General features: G+C 42.8%; 21 protein-coding genes. 6 read left to right on the top strand and 15 right to left on the bottom strand.

Going from position 1 to position 18533, the window contains the following annotated elements; genetic code table 11:
- Positions 1 to 5 precede the first annotated feature (5 nt).
- Positions 6 to 347, bottom strand: coding sequence for a DUF3817 domain-containing protein (locus HY58_RS08440; protein ID WP_039130490.1), 342 nt, complete (start codon positions 345 to 347; stop codon positions 6 to 8).
- 71 nt (positions 348 to 418) lie between these two features.
- Here HY58_RS08440 and uvrB point away from each other — a divergent pair, with 71 nt between their 5' ends.
- Both uvrB and HY58_RS08430 read left to right on the top strand, forming a co-directional pair.
- Entirely contained in the window at positions 419 to 2455 is a 2037-nt protein-coding gene (uvrB, locus tag HY58_RS08435) for an excinuclease ABC subunit UvrB (RefSeq protein WP_039130488.1), read from the top strand.
- A 14-nt stretch (positions 2456 to 2469) separates the two neighbouring features.
- Positions 2470 to 3213 carry a ParA family protein gene (locus HY58_RS08430; protein ID WP_039130485.1) on the top strand — a complete coding sequence of 248 codons (744 nt, stop codon included), beginning with the start codon at positions 2470 to 2472 and terminating at the stop codon, positions 3211 to 3213.
- A gap of 31 nt (positions 3214 to 3244) precedes the next feature.
- On the opposite strand, the gene HY58_RS08425 is transcribed toward HY58_RS08430, so the two are convergent.
- Entirely contained in the window at positions 3245 to 3517 is a 273-nt protein-coding gene (locus HY58_RS08425; protein ID WP_039130483.1) for a DUF4242 domain-containing protein, read from the bottom strand.
- 69 nt (positions 3518 to 3586) lie between these two features.
- Between HY58_RS08425 and HY58_RS08420 the strand changes: the two genes are divergently transcribed.
- The gene (locus HY58_RS08420) at positions 3587 to 3931 is read left to right on the top strand and encodes a hypothetical protein (RefSeq protein ID WP_052323963.1); all 345 of its coding nucleotides are present in this window, start codon (positions 3587 to 3589) and stop codon (positions 3929 to 3931) included.
- 3 nt (positions 3932 to 3934) lie between these two features.
- Here the strand turns inward: HY58_RS08420 and HY58_RS08415 are convergent, their stop codons facing one another.
- On the bottom strand, positions 3935 to 4498 hold the full coding sequence (locus tag HY58_RS08415) for a DUF4256 domain-containing protein (RefSeq protein ID WP_156123628.1): 564 nt from the start codon (positions 4496 to 4498) through the stop codon (positions 3935 to 3937).
- Positions 4499 to 4770: 272 nt separating this feature from the next.
- On the opposite strand from HY58_RS08415, the gene HY58_RS08410 reads away from it, so the two are divergent.
- Both HY58_RS08410 and katG read left to right on the top strand, forming a co-directional pair.
- On the top strand, positions 4771 to 5100 hold the full coding sequence (locus tag HY58_RS08410; protein ID WP_039130478.1) for a hypothetical protein: 330 nt from the start codon (positions 4771 to 4773) through the stop codon (positions 5098 to 5100).
- 146 nt (positions 5101 to 5246) lie between these two features.
- Complete coding sequence (gene katG, locus HY58_RS08405; RefSeq protein ID WP_039130476.1) at positions 5247 to 7493, top strand: catalase/peroxidase HPI; 2247 nt, start codon at positions 5247 to 5249, stop codon at positions 7491 to 7493.
- A 55-nt stretch (positions 7494 to 7548) separates the two neighbouring features.
- On the opposite strand, the gene HY58_RS08400 is transcribed toward katG, so the two are convergent.
- Positions 7549 to 8622, bottom strand: a complete 1074-nt coding sequence (locus tag HY58_RS08400; RefSeq protein ID WP_039130474.1) for a serine hydrolase — start codon at positions 8620 to 8622, stop codon at positions 7549 to 7551.
- Between the two features lie 103 nt (positions 8623 to 8725).
- On the opposite strand from HY58_RS08400, the gene HY58_RS08395 reads away from it, so the two are divergent.
- A complete protein-coding gene (locus tag HY58_RS08395) occupies positions 8726 to 9409 on the top strand; it encodes a GNAT family N-acetyltransferase (protein WP_039130470.1) in 684 nt (227 codons plus the stop codon).
- A gap of 4 nt (positions 9410 to 9413) precedes the next feature.
- On the opposite strand, the gene HY58_RS08390 is transcribed toward HY58_RS08395, so the two are convergent.
- From HY58_RS08390 to HY58_RS08340, 11 genes are all read right to left on the bottom strand, one after another.
- Positions 9414 to 10550: a M48 family metallopeptidase gene (locus HY58_RS08390; protein ID WP_039130468.1), complete on the bottom strand. Its 1137-nt coding sequence runs from the start codon at positions 10548 to 10550 to the stop codon at positions 9414 to 9416.
- A gap of 87 nt (positions 10551 to 10637) precedes the next feature.
- Positions 10638 to 10832: a hypothetical protein gene (locus HY58_RS08385; protein WP_039130465.1), complete on the bottom strand. Its 195-nt coding sequence runs from the start codon at positions 10830 to 10832 to the stop codon at positions 10638 to 10640.
- Positions 10833 to 10885: 53 nt separating this feature from the next.
- The gene (locus tag HY58_RS08380) at positions 10886 to 11887 is read right to left on the bottom strand and encodes a peptidyl-alpha-hydroxyglycine alpha-amidating lyase family protein (protein ID WP_039130462.1); all 1002 of its coding nucleotides are present in this window, start codon (positions 11885 to 11887) and stop codon (positions 10886 to 10888) included.
- Positions 11888 to 11916: 29 nt separating this feature from the next.
- The gene (locus tag HY58_RS08375) at positions 11917 to 12789 is read right to left on the bottom strand and encodes an NmrA family NAD(P)-binding protein (RefSeq protein WP_052323961.1); all 873 of its coding nucleotides are present in this window, start codon (positions 12787 to 12789) and stop codon (positions 11917 to 11919) included.
- 72 nt (positions 12790 to 12861) lie between these two features.
- Positions 12862 to 13221 carry a cupin domain-containing protein gene (locus tag HY58_RS08370; protein ID WP_039130457.1) on the bottom strand — a complete coding sequence of 120 codons (360 nt, stop codon included), beginning with the start codon at positions 13219 to 13221 and terminating at the stop codon, positions 12862 to 12864.
- Positions 13222 to 13294: 73 nt separating this feature from the next.
- Entirely contained in the window at positions 13295 to 13705 is a 411-nt protein-coding gene (gene arr, locus HY58_RS08365; protein ID WP_039130455.1) for an NAD(+)--rifampin ADP-ribosyltransferase, read from the bottom strand.
- 204 nt (positions 13706 to 13909) lie between these two features.
- A complete protein-coding gene (locus tag HY58_RS08360; RefSeq protein ID WP_039130452.1) occupies positions 13910 to 14275 on the bottom strand; it encodes a DUF2200 domain-containing protein in 366 nt (121 codons plus the stop codon).
- 31 nt (positions 14276 to 14306) lie between these two features.
- Positions 14307 to 14696, bottom strand: coding sequence for a DUF1801 domain-containing protein (locus tag HY58_RS08355; RefSeq protein WP_039130450.1), 390 nt, complete (start codon positions 14694 to 14696; stop codon positions 14307 to 14309).
- Positions 14697 to 14717: 21 nt separating this feature from the next.
- Positions 14718 to 15884 (bottom strand): P1 family peptidase, encoded by a 1167-nt coding sequence (locus HY58_RS08350; RefSeq protein ID WP_039130448.1) that lies wholly within the window; start codon positions 15882 to 15884, stop codon positions 14718 to 14720.
- Between the two features lie 34 nt (positions 15885 to 15918).
- Positions 15919 to 16695, bottom strand: coding sequence for an alpha/beta fold hydrolase (locus HY58_RS08345; protein ID WP_039130446.1), 777 nt, complete (start codon positions 16693 to 16695; stop codon positions 15919 to 15921).
- A gap of 11 nt (positions 16696 to 16706) precedes the next feature.
- Entirely contained in the window at positions 16707 to 18533 is a 1827-nt protein-coding gene (locus HY58_RS08340; protein WP_082022100.1) for a sulfatase-like hydrolase/transferase, read from the bottom strand.

Raw genomic sequence — 18533 nt, 5'->3', positions numbered from 1 at the left:
CCCCATCAATCTTCCGTCATCCTGATTCCGTCCTCAGTTTTAATGTCGCCACTTTTCGTTTTGCGCAAAAACACCTTATCGAATACAAAGGGACCAAATGGAAGCAGCGCCGCCAGGAAACTCAGGAAGCTTATCTTGAACGACCACTTGTTTTCCTGTCCCGCCATAAAGGCCAGGTAGCAATACCAAACAAACAACACCCCATGGATCCAACCCGTGTAGGTCACGGCTTTGGGAATGCCCATCATGTATTTCATCGGCATGGCAATGCCCAACAATAATAAAAAGGAGATCCCCTCCGCAATGCCCACCTTCCTGAACATTTCCAGTGTACTGCTTTTAGCCATCGGTAAAATTTGTGAGCGCAAAGATAGGCAGCCCAATTCCGATTCCCTTCTCCCTCCCCTATCTTTGTAAAATGCCTTTCCGCCTCCACGCACCATATGAACCTGCGGGCGACCAGCCCGATGCTATCCGAAAACTTACTGAGGGACTAATTGAAGGGGAAGAACACCAAACCCTTCTTGGCGTCACCGGCAGCGGTAAGACCTATACCATTGCCAACGTTATCCAGAATGTTCAACGCCCCACCCTTGTGCTGACGCATAACAAAACCCTTGTTGCCCAGCTATATGGTGAGTTCAAACAATTCTTCCCCGATAATGCCGTCGGATACTTTGTTTCTTACTATGATTACTACCAGCCCGAAGCATATATGCCGGTGTCTGATACTTATATCGAAAAGGATCTCGCTATCAACGAAGAACTGGATAAACTTCGCCTGCAGGCTACTTCACAATTGCTCAGCGGCCGGCGTGACATAATTGTGGTGGCATCAGTGAGCTGTATATATGGTATGGGAAACCCAACTGAATTTGAGAACGGCATCGTCCGAATTCATGAGGGACAAACAATTTCCCGCCAGGGCTTCCTCCATAGCCTCGTTAACTCCCTCTACACCAGGACGCTGACGGATTTTACCCGCGGAACATTTAGGGTTAAGGGGGACACAATTGATATCAACTTACCCTACCTCGATATCGGCTACCGCATCGCATTCTTTGGCGATGATATTGAAACCATCGAGAGCTTTGAGATACAGACAGGCAAACGAATTGGCAGACTCGAGAACGCTGCAATCTTCCCCGCCAATCTTTACCTCGCACCCAAAGACCAGATGCAACAGGTGCTCTATGAGATACAGGATGAAATGACGGCACAGGTAGATTATTTTAAATCGCAGGGTAAATTCATAGAAGCGCAGCGTATAAGCGAGCGCGTTAACTATGACCTTGAAATGATCCGCGAACTTGGATACTGTAACGGGGTGGAGAACTATTCAAGATTCTTCGACCGTCGGCACCCGGGAACAAGACCTTTCTGCCTGCTTGACTATTTCCCCAAAGACTTCCTCTGCGTGATCGATGAAAGCCACCAGACCATCCCTCAGGTGAGTGGTATGTATGGGGGAGACAGAAGCCGCAAACTCAACCTGGTGGAATTCGGATTCCGCCTGCCATCGGCACTGGATAACAGGCCGCTGAATTTTCACGAGTTCGAATCACTGCTCAACCAGACAATCTATGTTTCGGCTACTCCCGGTGATTATGAACTTGAAAAGACAGGAGGCGTTGTAGTGGAGCAGGTAGTTAGACCAACCGGATTGCTCGATCCGCCCATCGAGATCCGCCCCAGTATCAACCAGATCGATGATCTTCTCAATGAAATCGATCTCCGCATCAAAAAAGGTGACCGTGTATTGGTGACAACACTCACAAAGCGGATGGCAGAAGAAATGGATAAATACCTGCATCGGCTTAACATTAAATCAAAGTATATCCACAGCGAAGTGGATACCCTTGACCGCGTTGAGATCCTTCGCCAATTGAGGCTTGGCGAGATCGATGTACTTGTGGGTGTAAACCTCTTAAGGGAAGGCCTTGACCTTCCGGAAGTTTCTCTCGTGGCAATCCTTGATGCCGATAAAGAAGGCTTTCTGCGAAACGAAAGATCCCTCACACAAACGGCAGGGCGGGCTGCACGTAACGTAGATGGACTGGTGATCTTTTATGCCGATACCATGACGGAAAGCATGCAGAAGACGATCGATGAAACAACACGCCGTCGGGAAAAACAAGTGAACTATAACCTCGAACATGGCATCACCCCACGAACCGTGATCAAATCAATTGAACAGGTTATGGCACAAACCTCAGTACTTGATATCAAGGGATACGACGTGAAGAACCCTTATGCGCTTGCGCCAGATGGCGAGTTGGTGGCTGTTGCGGAAGAGCAGGAGCAGTATAAAACAATCCCACAGTGGGAAAAAGCTATTGCGAAAACGAAGAAGACCATGGAGAAAGCAGCACGCGATCTTGATTTCATGGAGGCGGCAAGACTTCGTGATGAGATGTTCCGGATGCAGAAGGAGTTGGAAGAAATGAGGAAATAATATATATTTCAAATATGATCTCCATTGCACTCTACAACCTGAAAGGCGGTGTGGGTAAGACCGCAACCTGCGTTAACTTATCTTATCTCGCAGCACAAGATGGCTATAAAGTATTGCTATGGGACCTCGATCCGCAAGGCTCTACCTCTTTCTACTATAATGTACAACCGAAAGTAAAAAGTGGAACACAAAAACTGTTTAATGAACAGCTCGACCTTGGAGACCTGATCATGACAACCGATTATGAAAATATCGAGATCATTCCGGCCGACCTCACAGCCCGCAATCTGGAAATTATCATGGAAGAAATGCGCAGCTCAAAGCGCCGTTTCAAAACTATCCTATCACAACTCGAAAAGGAATATGATTTTGTATTCATTGATTGTCCGCCCGGATTTTCCGTGTTATCCGAAAACATTTTCCATGCAGCCGAGATTATCCTGATGCCAACTATCCCAACAACTTTGTCTGTGCGGACCTATGAATTTGTAAAAGAATATTTCAAGGAAAAATCATTGGATGAAAGTAAGCTGATGTGCTGCTTCACCATGGTGGACATTCGAAAGAATATGCACAATGAGATCATGGAAGAACTTGTGCGCGACAAAAAATTCTTCAGCAACTATATTCCCTATCTCTCAGATGTTGAAAAAATGGGCAGCTACCAGGCCCCATTACACGCCTTCTCTCCTTCCTCCTATGCTGCTAAATGTTATTCGGACCTATGGGAAGAATTGAAAGAAGGCGTGATTGCCTGAGCCGCATTATGTGGCAATATACCACGGGAAATTACTCAGCTGTAGTTGGATCAATGATTGAGAAAACCTGGCTCACAGAATTTGCAGGAAAGCCTCCCTGTTTCGCATGTTCCCTCACCATCTCTTCATTGGGTGCATTGTAAATACAATAGATCTTATCTGTGGTCACATAACTATGCACCCACTGGATCTGTGGACCCAGGTTGCTTAAAACTCCGCAGGATGTTTGGGAAATTGATTTCAATTGTTCCGGGGAAAGCTTACCGGCACCGGGTATTTCCCTTTCAATTACATATTTAGGCATGTGGTATATTTTTCCTAATTTAACCAATTATTCGCATGTTTTATTTCTTTAATCCGACTTATTTATTCGGTGCAGCGTATAACTGAAATCTTCAATATCGAATGTCGGCCACTCAGAAATGCAGGCCTGCGAGATGACCTTCAACTGAACAAATTCACAACCGACCTTTTCAGGCAATACAAAAAACAACTCGGTGCCTTACGATATTTCCTGCTTATTGAAACACAGAAATTAGTTGTTCCGGAAAGAGTGAGAGAATTACTAAAGACCAGTAATCTAACTCTTCTCACACCCCTGATCCCTTTGTATAAAATAACCAGGCAGCTTAAACTGGATCTCCTGCTAAAATCTTTCCTGTATCCCTCTGCCTACAGAAGCCAGATCAATGAATTGGATATGGCTCCGGAAATTTAAAGCCTAAACTTTCAAACTCCCGCGGAATCCTCTCGCTGCATAATAAGAAGAAGCTCCGTTATGGTATACAAACACAGTAGCATAGCGATAATCACAAAAGAGAGCACCACCCAATTTCCTGATCGTCTGAGGCGTTTTGATCCAGCTCGATGTCTTGGCATCAAAAGTTCCAAACTTCTGCAAGGCACGGTATTCTTCCTCCGTTAAAATTTCAATGCCCATTGATTCGGCCATTTCCATTGCGCTACCTTCAGGCTTGTTTTCCTTCCTTGCCGCCAGCGCCTCATCATCATAACAAAGACTCCTCCTATCCTTTGGCGTTTCAGGTGAACAATCATAAAAAATAAATTCGCCCGTCCCTTTATCCTCTCCAACCACATCGGGTTCACCACCCGTCCTTTCCATTTCATTGAGCGACCAGAGTTTATCGGGATGAGCCGCCAACTTAGTCTGGACCTTAGTCCAGTCAAACCCCGCATGCCTATTCACATTTTTCTGAAAGCGAGCCTTCAATAATTTAAGCAGCTCTTCACTTTCCTTTGCTGATAACTTTTTACTTTTCCCCATATGCAAAAATTGATTGAGACAGAAACTAACGTATTGCAATGAACGAAATCATTCTGGCAATAGGATGATTTATTTTGCTGACAATACAATGATCTTCTCCAATACTTTCAGATCAACATCAGCAAGCTTATTAATATAAAGACACTCAACACCAGTCTTATGCTTCCCTAATTTTGTGAGCAGGTCGGCGTGCTGCTGAATATCAATAAATTCATAATAACAGGGTTTGATGCAAGGTAGGAATTACTTAATTTCCCTGCAATATCGCTCCAATGTCACCCTCACCCGCAATAGACAATACCGTTCTCCGCCAATGGGTGGAACAAAAACTACCTGCTGAAACCGTCAGGACCATGCTCGAGGAAAGCGGAATGGATGAAGAGACCATCTCCCAATATCTCCACCAATTCAAAAAACTGCGCGGCGAAAAAAGACAATTCACCGGCTTTATTATCCTGGGTATCGGAAGTTTTCTGGGTTTACTTAGCACAATCATCTCCCTCATCAATCCTATCCCAGAATTATTCAACGTTGTTCTTTACGGATTTACTTCGGTGGCATTGGCAGTTATCTTCCTGGGCCTCTATTTCATATTCGAATGAATTTTAATTGAACCTCCTCCCCATAAAAACTTTAGACTTTTCCTTCCGTACAGTGAACAAAATCAGGAGGCCAATCATTAAGAATCATATTATTTAACCTCTTAGGGTTGTACTTTTGCACAGAAAACAACTAATAATAAATATATATGGAAAGTTACGCAGCTGATAACACAACAGCCTTGCAGGTGAATGATGAAACCCCTAAATGTCCCTTCCTGGCCGGAGCACCTAAGCAAACTGCTGGTAATGGAACCCGCAACCGCGATTGGTGGCCTAACCAACTAAAATTGAATATTCTCCGACAGAATTCTTCACTGTCGAACCCAATGGGTGAATCTTTCAACTATGCAAAAGAGTTCCAGGAGCTGGACCTCGCCGCCGTTAAGAATGACCTATATGCACTCATGACAAATTCACAGGACTGGTGGCCGGCCGACTATGGCCACTACGGCCCATTCTTTATCAGGATGGCCTGGCATAGCGCGGGCACCTATCGTATCCACGACGGTCGTGGTGGTGGCGGCGCCGGTTTACAGCGCTTCGCTCCACTCAATAGCTGGCCCGATAACGCCAATCTCGATAAAGCACGCCTCCTTCTTTGGCCCATCAAAAAGAAGTATGGTAAAAAACTTTCCTGGGCCGACCTCATGATCCTCGCCGGTAACTGTGCCCTCGAATCAATGGGCTTCAAAACATTTGGCTTCGGCGGTGGCCGCCAGGATGTTTGGGAACCCGCAGAAGATGTTTACTGGGGATCTGAAAAAGAGTGGCTGGGCGATACCCGTTACAGCGGCGACCGCGAGCTGGAGAACCCGCTGGCAGCTGTTCAGATGGGATTGATCTATGTGAACCCCGAAGGCCCTAATGGCAATCCTGATCCCCTTGCAGCAGCCCGCGACATACGTGAGACATTTGGCCGAATGGCAATGAATGATGAAGAAACTGTAGCGCTTATTGCCGGTGGACATAGTTTCGGTAAGACACATGGTGCTGCCGATCCCAGCAAATATGTAAGTAAGGAACCCGCCGCGGCAAGCATTGAAGAGCAAGGGCTTGGATGGAAAAATAGTTTCGGTAAAGGATCCGGTGGCGATACCATCACCAGCGGACTGGAAGGCGCCTGGACTACCACACCTACCCGTTGGAGCAATAACTTTTTCGAGAACCTTTTTGGATTTGAATGGGAACTGACTAAGAGCCCTGCAGGTGCTCACCAGTGGAAACCCCAGGGCAATGCCGGTGCAGGTACTGTTCCTGATGCGCATGACCCAGCCAAACGCCACGCACCATTCATGCTGACCACTGACCTGGCGCTGAGAGTAGATCCCGTGTACGAGCAAATTTCAAGACGCTTCCTCGCAAACCCGGAAGATTTTGCTGATGCCTTTGCACGTGCATGGTTTAAACTTACTCACCGCGATATGGGTCCACGCGCACGCTACCTCGGACCAGAAGTTCCTGAAGAAGTGCTTATCTGGCAGGATCCCGTTCCGGCAGTAAATTTTGACCTTGTTGATGATGCAGATATCGCCTCACTCAAGCAGCAGGTACTCGCTTCGGGACTCACCATTTCACAACTTGTATCAACAGCCTGGGCCTCTGCATCCACCTTCCGCGGATCAGATAAGCGCGGTGGTGCAAATGGTGCCCGCATTCGCCTCGCCCCACAGAAATACTGGGAAGTTAATAACCCGGCGCAGCTTACAAAAGTGCTCGAAGTACTGGAAGGAATCCAGCAGTCTTTCAATAATTCCCAATCAGGAAATAAGCGCATATCCCTTGCCGACCTCATCGTGCTGGCAGGATCTGCCGCCATTGAAAAAGCTGCACAGGATGGCGGCCATGCCCTGACTGTTCCTTTCACTCCCGGCCGTACCGATGCCAGCCAGGAACAAACTGACGTGGAATCTTTCTCCATCATGGAGCCGGAAGCAGATGGTTTCCGCAACTACCTGCGCGCTCGTAAAACCGCTTCGGCAGAAGAATTGCTGGTGGATAAAGCACAGTTGCTGACCCTTACAGCACCTGAAATGACAGTATTGTTGGGCGGACTTCGTGTTCTCAATACCAACTACAATCTTTCTCCACATGGAGTTCTTACCAGCCAACCAGAGGTACTGACCAATGATTTTTTCGTGAACCTGCTCGATATGGGAACAACCTGGAGCTCCATTTCAGACGCCCAGCAATTGTTTGAAGGCCGCAACCGTTCAACTGGAGAAGTTAAGTGGACTGCAACACGCGTAGACCTGATTTTCGGATCCAATTCTGAACTGAGGGCCCTGGCAGAAGTTTATGCATGCGAAGATTCCAAAGAGAAATTCGTGCACGACTTTGTTGCTGTATGGAATAAAGTAATGAACCTCGATCGCTTTGATCTTGCAGTAAATTAATAAATACAAGTAAAAAATGCCGTCCCAAAATTTTGGGACGGCATTTTTAATTCTATTACTTCCTTTTGTATGTTTCAAGGGCCAATTCAGCAATATCCCTCGTAAGCTGGGTGGGCGAATTACAATCGCAGTTGCTAAATCCTATTACATAAATATCCTCTCCTGGTATATAAACCCCCATGGATTTAAATCCAAATATACTGCCACCATGTTCTCTCGTTGGTGCCCCCTTTATTTCTTTAATATGCCATCCATAACCATAGGTGAATTCTTCACCATTGTTAAGCTTGTATGTTCTAAATGCCTTAATAGAATAGGCTGAATCGAGAAGTTCATTTCTGTTTAATGCATTTTGCCACTTCAACATATCAGTTGATGTTGACATCAATGATCCGGATGAAAAAGGAACACTATAACTTATGATAGTCTTATTTACATAACCATAGGTTTTCTTGTGATACCCGAAAGCTCTTTTCTTTATCAATTGCCTGTCAGTTGCGTAAAACGATTGCGTCATCCCCACTTTTTCAAATATCCTTTTCTCAATAAAATCTTCAAACGTTTCCCCCGAAACCAATTCTATAATGTGGCCAAGGATAACATAACCGGAATTATTATATTCAAACTTCTCCCCCGGTGCAAAATCTGAGGGTTCATTCTTAAAAAAATCGACCAGCATTTTTGGTGACATTTCCTTTTGAGCAATATCTGATATGGATTTCATCTTCGTAAAATCCTTAATTCCGGAAGTATGCGTTAACAAATGATGCAGCGTTAATTTTTCGCCTGAGGGATAATCTGCTATGTATTTTGAAACCGGGTCCTGCAGCTCCAATTTATTACTCTCTGCTAACATCAATATAGCAATAGCTGTAAACTGCTTTGTCATAGACCCTAACTGAAATACATACTCCGGATTTAAATCAACATCAAGCTCCAGGTTGGCTTTTCCGAAAGCTTTTTGATAAACAGGTTTTCCATCTTTTGCGACCAAGAATACGCCCCCAGGTCCGTTTTTATCGTTGAATACATTTAGAATTAAACTATCTACTGCCGACTCAAAATTTTGCGCATATCCTTGCTTAAACAATATTAGAAATACTATCGCCAGTGTGATTATTTTCTTCATGTGAACAATGATGTTGGTAGTTGATTAGACGCATGGATATCATCCTGGTTACAGCTTGCTCCCCAAAATCTTTAAATGAACAAGGAGAAGTATATTTGGGGGGATGAAGGAGTTCCTCGATAACCCCGTTTACTATGCTTTGCTTTCCGGTGATGCAGGCAAAGCCTTGGGTGAGGGACAGGTAAAATATTTTGATAAAGAAGTTTCTCCTTTTGTGGGTTTTCCTGAATCCTATACAGATGGCTTCAAAGACTTGCACCAGCAATTGCCTTCAGACCGGAAAATACTTTATGCAACCCGCAATGAAATATCTACACCAAAGGGCTGGGAATTGATTCAATTTGTTCACGGTGCCCAGTTTTTATACCTGTCTGAAAAGGGATTTGATGATATCTTTTCTGAACTGGTCGCCCTTGGGCAACAACATGTGGATCAAATGGTAAATCTTGCAACACTTACCAAACCGGGTCCTTTTGGCAAAAGAACCATTGAGTTTGGCAACTACTTTGGAATAATCCATCATGATGAGCTGGTGGCTATGACAGGCAGACGACTTCATGTTTATGATCATATAGAAATAAGTGCAGTATGCACCAACCCCGATTATGGTGGTAGGGGATATGCACAGCAACTGATAAAACACCAGGTCAATAGCATACTTATTGAAAACAGGGTTCCGTTTTTACATGTTCGTGCTGATAACAAAAGAGCTATCGACCTATATGAAAGATTGGGGTTTACAAGAAATGGTGTTATGAATTTTTACTTCTTGCGAAGAATTCCATGAGAAACTATCGGCTATCATTAATTTTTAATTGATCAATTTTATCCTTGATCATCGTGTTACCGGGGCTTCTTAACAAAGCATCTTCATAACTTTTAATTGCCTTTCCCTTTTCATCATTAGCCAGATAAGCATCACCCAGACCTAAATATGGATTGAACTTGTCGGGATACTCGCGAACAGCCAACTTGAAAGCTCCGATTGATTTCTTAATTTCTTTCTTTTTCAAATAAAAATAACCTACATAATTCAGGACATCCATTCTGTTCGCTTCAGGAATCATTCTTTTCAGCGGTATATATAAAGAATTAATAGAATTGATGTTTTCATTTTCCATTGCCTTTGCAAAGGGAATAAATTCCTCCGATCCCAGAATCTTATAAAAATATAATCGCACTCTGTAGGGAGGGATATTAACTAACTGCTCCCGCCTGATTAATTCATTCAGATAAACTGTATCCGCATATAAATCATCAGGTCTTGGAGCCAGGTAATTTTGTTCTTCCCAGCTTCCCCTGTAAATGATATAGTCAACAATATGCTTCATTGTCATTTGTATATGCCTGGATGTATCAATATCCCTTCCAATATTATCAGTTCGATACTGGGTTGGATATGGATAGAACACCCTGAAATCAACGTCTCCCAGCCTAGAATCAGACGTACGAACCAATGATCCTACACGAATATTCTCTCTTTCAAGGATCTGCTTTGTGAGCGAGTCGTTAGTGTTGATACTTCCCCATATACTTATTGCCATATTCGGATAATCTATATCCAATAGTTGAATTACATTAAGAAATTCCTTGTTTAATTCTCCAGCAGGTGCGTAGTTGGTGAAGACATCCCTTTTGACAAAATGTAAATCTCCGAAGATCAGCAAGGCAGTTTGGTTTTTTTCCAGAACCTCATGCCTGATGATATTAAAACAATGTTCATCGTTGTTCTCTTTACTCCCAAAAGAACGATCCCCAAGGAGCACACGGATTCTTTTATTTTCCGGGAGTCCACTGTTTCGTTGTCTTACTTGTCTGAAAAACGCTTCATATATCGGGTTGTCCCACACGAGGATCTGGGTTGTTTCACGCCAGCATTTTTTAAGTAGACTATCAGGTACATCCTTATTATTTACAAAATCATCCATTACCTGCTGGTATTCTGATGCCCCAAACTCAACAACAATATTATTTACAACATCGGGGAACTGCTTTTCATTTAAGAGCGTATATAACTACTGAAAAGTTAATGCACTGTTATGTTGTCCTTCGCCAATCGCAACAATGGGTTTATCTTTATAGAGCTGAAGGACTGCTGAGTTAACCGCATCAAATTCATATTCTGCCTTGTGAATAGTATTTTGTGAATCAGCCTTTGAAACAACTAGCACAAAGAAAAGTAGCAGCGTACTTAATTTTACGTTAAGCATATGCAGTTATTTTAAATAACCCTATACTGAAATTTAAATATTTCCTCTGGTAATTAAAACAAATCCTTTCTCCTGAATTTCAAAACCTTTGACGCACGAATATCTCCCACGTAAATATTGCCCTTGCTATCTATTGCTATATCATGAAACCATGAACTTGTTCTTCCACCTGACCCCTTTGCTCCAAAATGAGTACTGACTTTTTGCGCTGAGTCAAACATAAATATAGTGGAGCCTTTCACAGTGCTGTCCTCCATTATAGTTGGATCATAGTCAATAACATAAAGGTTACCTTTATAGTCAAGAGTAAGAGAGGGAAGTTGCTCCACATCCTCATCATTTTTCAACTCTTTTAAAAAATTACCCGAGCTGTCAAATAATTGTACTCGGTTATTCTGCCTGTCGGCAACATAAATAATATTCTTCTCACCAATTGTTATACCATGCGGTATGTTGAATTCCCCCTCGCATGTTCCGTATCTACCCCATGATTTGATATATTTTCCAGTGGGAGAAAATTTGACTACCCTACTGTTACCATAGCCATCGCTAACATAGAAATAACCATCATCAGCAACAGCTATATCAGTGGGAAGATTGAAATGCAAAGAATCATTGCCCGGTTGTTTCACGACACCTAATTTCATAAGCAATCTTCCTTCCTTAGTAAACTTGAAAACCTGGTGCAGGCCAACATCCGTTACCCAGATATTATTCTCTTTGTCAACCGTTAAACCATGGGGCATAATAAAATAGTTGCCACCCCATGTGTTGACAACCTTGCCGGACTTATCCAACTCCATGATTGTATTGGCTGAAATAACGGAATCGGGGAAGGGTTCGGTCCATTTACGACCAGCACGGTGAAAGATAAAAAGATGATCGTTCTTTCCCACACCGATACCGGTAGGTTGACCAAGCTGGATATCTCCTGCTTCCGACCAGTTCTCCACCAATTCGAATCTTTCAGATCCAACAACATCTTTAATCGTATCTGATTTCCCTCTGCAGGATACTACTGCAAGCAATACCAATAAAAAGAAAACATACTTCATAATGTTTTAATTGCAGTGATAACCAGCTATTACCTTTTAGCCAATACTTCCTGAACAGTAGTCCACCGAATACCCTGGTACCGATCATTATCCAAAGCTGAAAATTTAGGCTTGCCGGAAAGCATATTGTGTAAGTATTGCATGCCCTGCCAGGGAGGAAAGACCTCTTCCTTTTTGGGAATAATTGTTCGGGTAATATTAATCATTGTCTTAAGGCCACCCAAACCTCCTACCCTTAATAATTTAAATCCATTTCCAGTTGCCGCTGTTACTGCATCCTTCAATCCTTCTGCATTAACTACATCACCGGCAATACGAAGATAACGTGGTGTTGCCTCATCAACAGCAGCACGTCCAGTGTATTCAGCAGTATTTTCCAAAGTGGTAAAATCAAGGTTCTGGTTGGCATCACCCCAGTATATAACGCGCTTAAGTCCAAACAGAATTAATGGAGCCTCACCAGTAAGCAGATCGGTGAACATGCCATTCAGAATAGATGTTGCCTCAATCGGTGTTTTGTCCAGTTGCTCATTGAACTTTCTCCGCAAATCCAGGTTACGGTTACTCCCGTCAGGTAATTTTGTATAATTAATACAATAATCAGAAGGAATAAAACGAGGAACGCCTGCATCAATAGCGGCATGAAGAAGATTCATTTGCAAATCAATCATTACATCCTCCAATCCGTTTAAAGCTGAAACAATGCAATGCGCACCTGTGCATGCTCTAACTAATTGAGATGGATCATTAAAGTCCACCTCACATAAAACAACACCCTGCTTTTCTAACTGGGATGCGCTAGTTGAATTAGTTTCTTTTCTTACCAATGCAATTACCCGATGATTGGAATTTAATAAATGATGGGCTATTCTTTGACCTAATTGTCCTGTAGCGCCGGCAATTATGATAGTCTTTGTTTGCGGAAGAGAACTTTTTGTTTATTTTCCGGAACCAATGAGTGTTGCATACATCCATTAAATTGAATCCAGCTTCTCCCTTGTCAGATTGGATATTTGATCACCGGTGTTTATTGTGGTACCAGGTTCAAACAACATTATCGAAACTTCGCTCTCAGCTACGGGTCTGTGTTCTACTCCTCTCGGCACTACCAGGAATTCATTTTCATTGATCTCAATAGTCTTGTCTCGATACTCCATTCTAAAGCTTCCCTTCAACACATAGAATAATTCATCCTCATTATCATGCTTATGCCAAACAAACTCGCCTTTAAATTTCACAAGCTTCACATGCTGACCATTCAGTTCTCCAACGATCCTTGGGTTCCAATGATCCTGAAACAGGGATAGCTTCTCTGCAATATTTACTTTATCCATCTTGCACTTGTGAATGTTTTAGTATCAAATATCAAAATACCTTCCTCATTTTCGTTCATTTGTCCAGCTTGTATTAATCAATTGCCTCAATTCCCAATTCCTTAAGCCGATCAAGATGATCTTTCATAGCCTTAAGCTGCTCCGGCGGGTGCCCTTGCCAACCATTTACCTCACCTATAACCCGAAGCGGATCCCTTGATCTGTAGGATTTAGTTGGATTTCCCGGGAACTTTTTGTCCGTCAAATTGGGATCATCCTCAATAGGACCGGTAGGCTCAACAATATAGATTCTTCCGGCACCTTCACCGATACTAAGTTCTGCTCCCCAGATAGCAGCATCCAATGTGGCAGTTAAGTAAATAAAAGAGGCCTTTTTTCTCGTTCCATAGTTTGAATTAAACCCAGGTTCGATCAGGTCCCCAATATTCAGGTTTGCCTTCGTTCCATGATAGAACTTCTCATCATTCATTTCTCCAGTCTTCATAACGCATTTCAAACTTTATTTCATCTTTACTCTCTTTGATAAACGTACTCATGTCTTTTGATCCAATTTTGTTCCCCAACAAAACGGATCTCTATCTTTCCCTAGATATTTACCATCTTCAGAAACCATTACTGTGTCTGCGGAGTTTGCATTGGTTTCTTTGGGGAAATGTGTCTCATATTAAAAGTAAGCTGACTTTATTCATTAAACTTTTCGCAGGATCTTCTCCATCTTTCTTCCTTTCGCCAGTTCATCCACCAGCTTATCAAGGTAGCGTGCTTTTTGTGTTAAAGGATTCTCGATTTCCTCTACCCGGTACCCGCAGATCACACCAGTAATTAGGCTGGCACCCGGATTTATTTTTGCTTTTTGAAAGAAGGTCTCAAAACTAACTTTCTCATCAATCAACTCCTGTATCATTTTGTCATTGAAACCCGTCAACCACTCTATTACCTGGTGCAATTCTTCCTTCGTTCTGCCCTTCCGCTCAACCTTTGTAACATAATGGGGATACACCGAAGCGAAACTCATTTTCGCAATGCGCTCATCATGTTCGGGAGTTGTTTTCATATATTACTGGTTAACTTTAGTTTATTGACAATTAAAGCCTTTCAAGTCTTCCCTTCCTCTTGACGATGTTTTTATAGTCCCACTGTATAACCCTAGACTTTTCTAACCATCGTTTCAAATCGCTCTCCATTATTTCTGAAACCTTATTATAAAATATGGAGGCGTCTTTAAATTTCTCTCCCCTTACATCAAGGTTCTCTTCGTCAAAGTCGGCGCCACTCCAGAACATCAGCCTTACCCCACCTTTCTGTTTGCTATAACCAACAATAGGATTACCCTCTAAAAACCAGACAGGATGGGCATGCCAGATCTTATTCTCCGTACCAACCAGTTCCTTATCTATAATATTTGCCAGCTTATCACAAATATCCTTATCTGCCGGAGTTTGCTGCTCGTTATACGCTGAAATTTCCTGCCTCATTATATGCTGATTTTGGAGTTTCTACTTTATCCTTTTATACTTCCTTAATAAATCAATAACCAGTTTATGGGGAAGCGCATGAGATTTATTGCCGTTGATTCCCTCCATTGTCTCCGCTGCAACCATTGCGTTAATAATTGACTCTTCCACCGACTGTATCGTTGCTTCAAAAAAAGGATCCATGGCATCATTTGGCAGTACTTCAAGTTTTGCATAGTCGAATCTGTTGAACGCCGCTGGGTTCGCAGTAGAGAATGCAATAAATATATCTCCCGATCCATTCGTTCCATACCCTCCCACATTTCCTATGCCCAGCGGAACCCTTTGTGCCAGACGCTTTAACTGGTGAGGAAGAAAGGGCGCATCCGTAGCAACTACCACAATAATTGAACCATCTCCTTCCTGCCTGTAAGATTGAGGAGGTAAATTGAATTCGTTATTCAAGGTGTCCATTAACTCCCTGCCTACAGGAACACCAGTAATTACCAATGATGATTTTCTTCCAAAATTGGCTTGTACCAATACACCAATTGTGTAGGTTGAGTCTCCAAGTTTTATAATGCGGGAAGCAGTTCCGGTGCCACCCTTGAACCCAAGACACATCATTCCGGTTCCACCACCAACATTTCCCTCTTTAACTAGACCTGCAGAAGCAGTATTCAAAGCCTCATAAGCGTGACTTTCCTTTACCTGGAAACCATAGATATCATTTAAAAACCCGTCGTATGTTTCTGCCACCACAGGGTAAGTGTACCAGAAATCCTCTTTATACCAATGATTCTCAACAAACCATTTCAACACAGCATCCCTTACTACACCAACACTGTTAGTGTTTGTGATCATGATGGGCGTTTCTAAAAATCCTGATTCTGTGATCCATGTTGTTCCCGTCATTTCCCCATTTCCGTTCAACGAATACCAGTTAGCGTAAACAGGATTATTATTTCTGCCTCTTGGTAATATGGCTGTAACACCCGTCCTCACCGGGCCCTTGCCAAGTATATTCTTCCCCTGCCCGGATATAATAGTACTATAGCCCACTTCAATTCCCTTTACATCAGTAATTGCATTGTACTTTCCAGTGGTACCATTAAAAGGGATTCCAATATCTCTTGCCCTTGGTTTTTGTGCATTGAGGGATGCGTGAACAAGTAGCAGAAGGCAAAATGATGGTAATAATCTTATCATTCTTTTAGGATTCATTGCAATTAATTTTCTCCTGCTATTTATCCAGGAACTTTTCAATCATCGGTATAACAAGGTCGCTTTCTTTAAAGTCAGGTTTTAATGTTGTTATTTCCCCAATGTATTCTCCATGACCACCTGGAATTATTGCCAATGCTGAATTCGCAATTTGCCGGTGCAGCTCAATAGCATGCTCGGGTTTAATAATATCTTTATCGCCTGTAATGATAAGGGTTGCTGCTTTAATGGATTTTATTTCTTCCTCTGGTATATCTTTAAAATTGACCATTCGCTTTACGTCCCTGTCATGCATAATTTGTAAGCCACTCGGATCAGTAGCAACAGCGAGGTACCCTTCTTTAAGCTGCTCCGGCATATTCTCCAGCTTTGCCTGTTCCATAAATTCCCAAAACCATTCTGGAACGCCGTTTCTTTTTGCCAACGCTGAACCTACAATTAAATGATCAACTACTTCAGGGTGGCGAATAGCTATTTGTAAGGTTGTGGTTCCCCCATTGCTGAAACCAAAAATATCTGCCTTGCTTATGTTCATGTTTTTGAGAAACCTGGCAACATCATCGGCATCCTGCTCAAAAGAAAGATCTGCATTTCTATCACTTGTTCGTCCGTGAGCCTGTAATTCCACCGCTATCAGTTGCCGGCTTTTAGCAAGTAATGGTATGATTTTACCAAAATTTGTCTGGATGGTGGAGCCGCCGCCATGTATCAAAACAAGGGGTTTCCCCTGGCCATAAATCTCATAATACATTCTTATTCCATGCACATCAGTATAACCATTCATAAAACCATCCATTATCCAACTATTTATTTTGTCCTCTTCTTATTGTTTGTGTATTCGCCGAAGCCTTTAATCATTCCTAACACACAATCACAAGGCGTGAGCTCTTTATCTGTGCTGCTATTACATTGTTTCTTAACCAAATCCGGCCTGTTCTTGTTTACCCATTCCCTTGCCTTATAGTATTCCGGAAGGTCATTTGATGATGTTGTCACAGAAACAATTTGGTCATTCCTGAATACAACATGAAATGTATCGGTAACATTAAAATCAATAGCAAGAGCACCCATTAAATCATCTTTCACCATAACCGGAAATACAACTGTACTATCATTTCTGACAAAAAAATGTGAACGCTCTAAAACCTTATAATTGGCACATGCTGCCCATTTCTGGTAAAATAATATCCCTGATCTCGATTTCTTCGCAGCGGAAAGCAGGGACCCTAAACTGTCCTGATTAAATGAATAGAAAGCATCTATGAATTTATTTCCAAGTGCCAGGTTAGTTGGCCTGGATTGGATTTGCAAACTTTCTCCTGGAGGAAGTACCGTTTTTTCCCACTCACCATATTGTATTTTCAACCGATCAAAAACATCCTTATACTTTTCTTTCAGATCATTTTTTTCAGCCTGGTCTTTTGAAACATCAAAAAGATATTCCCCCTTCTCATCTTGTATATACTTCCAATTGCCATCCCGAATGGCTTTCTGCTTCCTTCGCTGCGATGTTCGCCAATAAAAGGTTCTATCCTTAACCTCTGCCTTTCCTAAACAAATTGGCATCAGGTCAATCCCATCTAATGGAAAAGCTTCCGTAGCCTTTGCACCACCGGCAGCTAAAATGGTCGCTGTCCAATCCATTGTAATTGCTGCCTGCTCCGTAATCGTCCCGGCCTTGATCTTTCCCGGCCACCTTACAAAAGCAGGCACCCGGATCCCTCCTTCCCATAATGACATCTTGGATTGGGAAAGCCCTCCATTATCAGAAAATCTTTCGCCGCCATTATCATTGGTAAAGATTACAATGGATTTATCAGCCAATTTTGCATCCTCAAGACTCTTCATCAGGATGCCAATGCCATCATCCAGACTCTTCATCATGGCGGCATATTTTGCCGGGGAGCCATTGCTGGTAAAGTCTACCGAATCTTCATAAGCTTTATCTCCAGGGCCCTGCCATGGCCAATGCGAAGCATTAAAATGAACTGCAAGGAAAAAGGGTTTACTGTGCGATTTCTCCAAAAATGCTACAGCTTTTTGCGTAAACAGATCGGTCAGATAGCCTTCCATATGAACAGGTTGATCATTTTCATAAAGATCATGTGCACGTTGACCGGTGTGACCACTTTTATGGGAGATATAATCCGCCGCTCCTGCAAGGAAACCGAAAAAGTAATCAAACCCATTCCTGCCTGGACTATGTTGCGGTTGAAAACCAAGATGCCATTTGCCGATTAATGCAGTTTCATAGCCTGCGCTTTTCATTAAAGATGCAATTGATGGAGTTTCCGCAGTTAGCCCTACAGCACTATCTTCCCTGCTTTTAACCAATGGTTCTTTTAATCCAACAGGAATTCTTGCGGGATAACGTCCTGTCATAAACGCAGTTCTCGTTGGCGTGCAAACGGGCGCGGCTGAATATGCATTCACAAATTTGATCCCCTGCCCCGCCAGCTTGTCGAGATTTGGCGTTGCATAGTCTTTGCGTCCATAGCCACTTAAATCTCCATATCCCAGGTCGTCCGTCATTATATAAATGATATTCGGTCTTTGGGAATATGATACTATCGGTACTATAATTAAAGGGAGCAGAATAGCCTTACGCACAAAATAATAAGTCTCCTTAAACAT

The organism is Flavihumibacter sp. ZG627, assembly GCF_000814325.1.
Taxonomy (GTDB): domain Bacteria; phylum Bacteroidota; class Bacteroidia; order Chitinophagales; family Chitinophagaceae; genus Flavihumibacter.
The sequence above is the reverse complement of the archived record's forward strand: the minus strand, read 5'-3'. Positions and strand labels throughout refer to the sequence as shown.

What these genes read in the sequence shown, in the direction of transcription:
- arr (WP_039130455.1), bottom strand. Translation starts at nt 13,705, where the DNA reads ATGAAGACTGGAGAAATGAATGATGAGAAGTTCTATCATGGAACGAAG.
- HY58_RS08425 (WP_039130483.1), bottom strand. Translation starts at nt 3,517, where the DNA reads ATGCCTAAATATGTAATTGAAAGGGAAATACCCGGTGCCGGTAAGCTT.
- HY58_RS08380 (WP_039130462.1), bottom strand. Translation starts at nt 11,887, where the DNA reads ATGAAGTATGTTTTCTTTTTATTGGTATTGCTTGCAGTAGTATCCTGC.
- HY58_RS08440 (WP_039130490.1), bottom strand. Translation starts at nt 347, where the DNA reads ATGGCTAAAAGCAGTACACTGGAAATGTTCAGGAAGGTGGGCATTGCG.
- HY58_RS08395 (WP_039130470.1), top strand. Translation starts at nt 8,726, where the DNA reads ATGAAGGAGTTCCTCGATAACCCCGTTTACTATGCTTTGCTTTCCGGT.
- HY58_RS08370 (WP_039130457.1), bottom strand. Translation starts at nt 13,221, where the DNA reads ATGGATAAAGTAAATATTGCAGAGAAGCTATCCCTGTTTCAGGATCAT.
- katG (WP_039130476.1), top strand. Translation starts at nt 5,247, where the DNA reads ATGGAAAGTTACGCAGCTGATAACACAACAGCCTTGCAGGTGAATGAT.
- HY58_RS08415 (WP_156123628.1), bottom strand. Translation starts at nt 4,498, where the DNA reads ATGGGGAAAAGTAAAAAGTTATCAGCAAAGGAAAGTGAAGAGCTGCTT.
- HY58_RS08390 (WP_039130468.1), bottom strand. Translation starts at nt 10,550, where the DNA reads ATGGATGATTTTGTAAATAATAAGGATGTACCTGATAGTCTACTTAAA.
- HY58_RS08345 (WP_039130446.1), bottom strand. Translation starts at nt 16,695, where the DNA reads ATGGATGGTTTTATGAATGGTTATACTGATGTGCATGGAATAAGAATG.
- HY58_RS08340 (WP_082022100.1), bottom strand. Translation starts at nt 18,533, where the DNA reads ATGTTTAAGGAGACTTATTATTTTGTGCGTAAGGCTATTCTGCTCCCT.
- HY58_RS08430 (WP_039130485.1), top strand. Translation starts at nt 2,470, where the DNA reads ATGATCTCCATTGCACTCTACAACCTGAAAGGCGGTGTGGGTAAGACC.
- uvrB (WP_039130488.1), top strand. Translation starts at nt 419, where the DNA reads ATGCCTTTCCGCCTCCACGCACCATATGAACCTGCGGGCGACCAGCCC.
- HY58_RS08355 (WP_039130450.1), bottom strand. Translation starts at nt 14,696, where the DNA reads ATGAGGCAGGAAATTTCAGCGTATAACGAGCAGCAAACTCCGGCAGAT.
- HY58_RS08410 (WP_039130478.1), top strand. Translation starts at nt 4,771, where the DNA reads ATGTCACCCTCACCCGCAATAGACAATACCGTTCTCCGCCAATGGGTG.
- HY58_RS08385 (WP_039130465.1), bottom strand. Translation starts at nt 10,832, where the DNA reads ATGCTTAACGTAAAATTAAGTACGCTGCTACTTTTCTTTGTGCTAGTT.
- HY58_RS08360 (WP_039130452.1), bottom strand. Translation starts at nt 14,275, where the DNA reads ATGAAAACAACTCCCGAACATGATGAGCGCATTGCGAAAATGAGTTTC.
- HY58_RS08350 (WP_039130448.1), bottom strand. Translation starts at nt 15,884, where the DNA reads ATGATAAGATTATTACCATCATTTTGCCTTCTGCTACTTGTTCACGCA.
- HY58_RS08400 (WP_039130474.1), bottom strand. Translation starts at nt 8,622, where the DNA reads ATGAAGAAAATAATCACACTGGCGATAGTATTTCTAATATTGTTTAAG.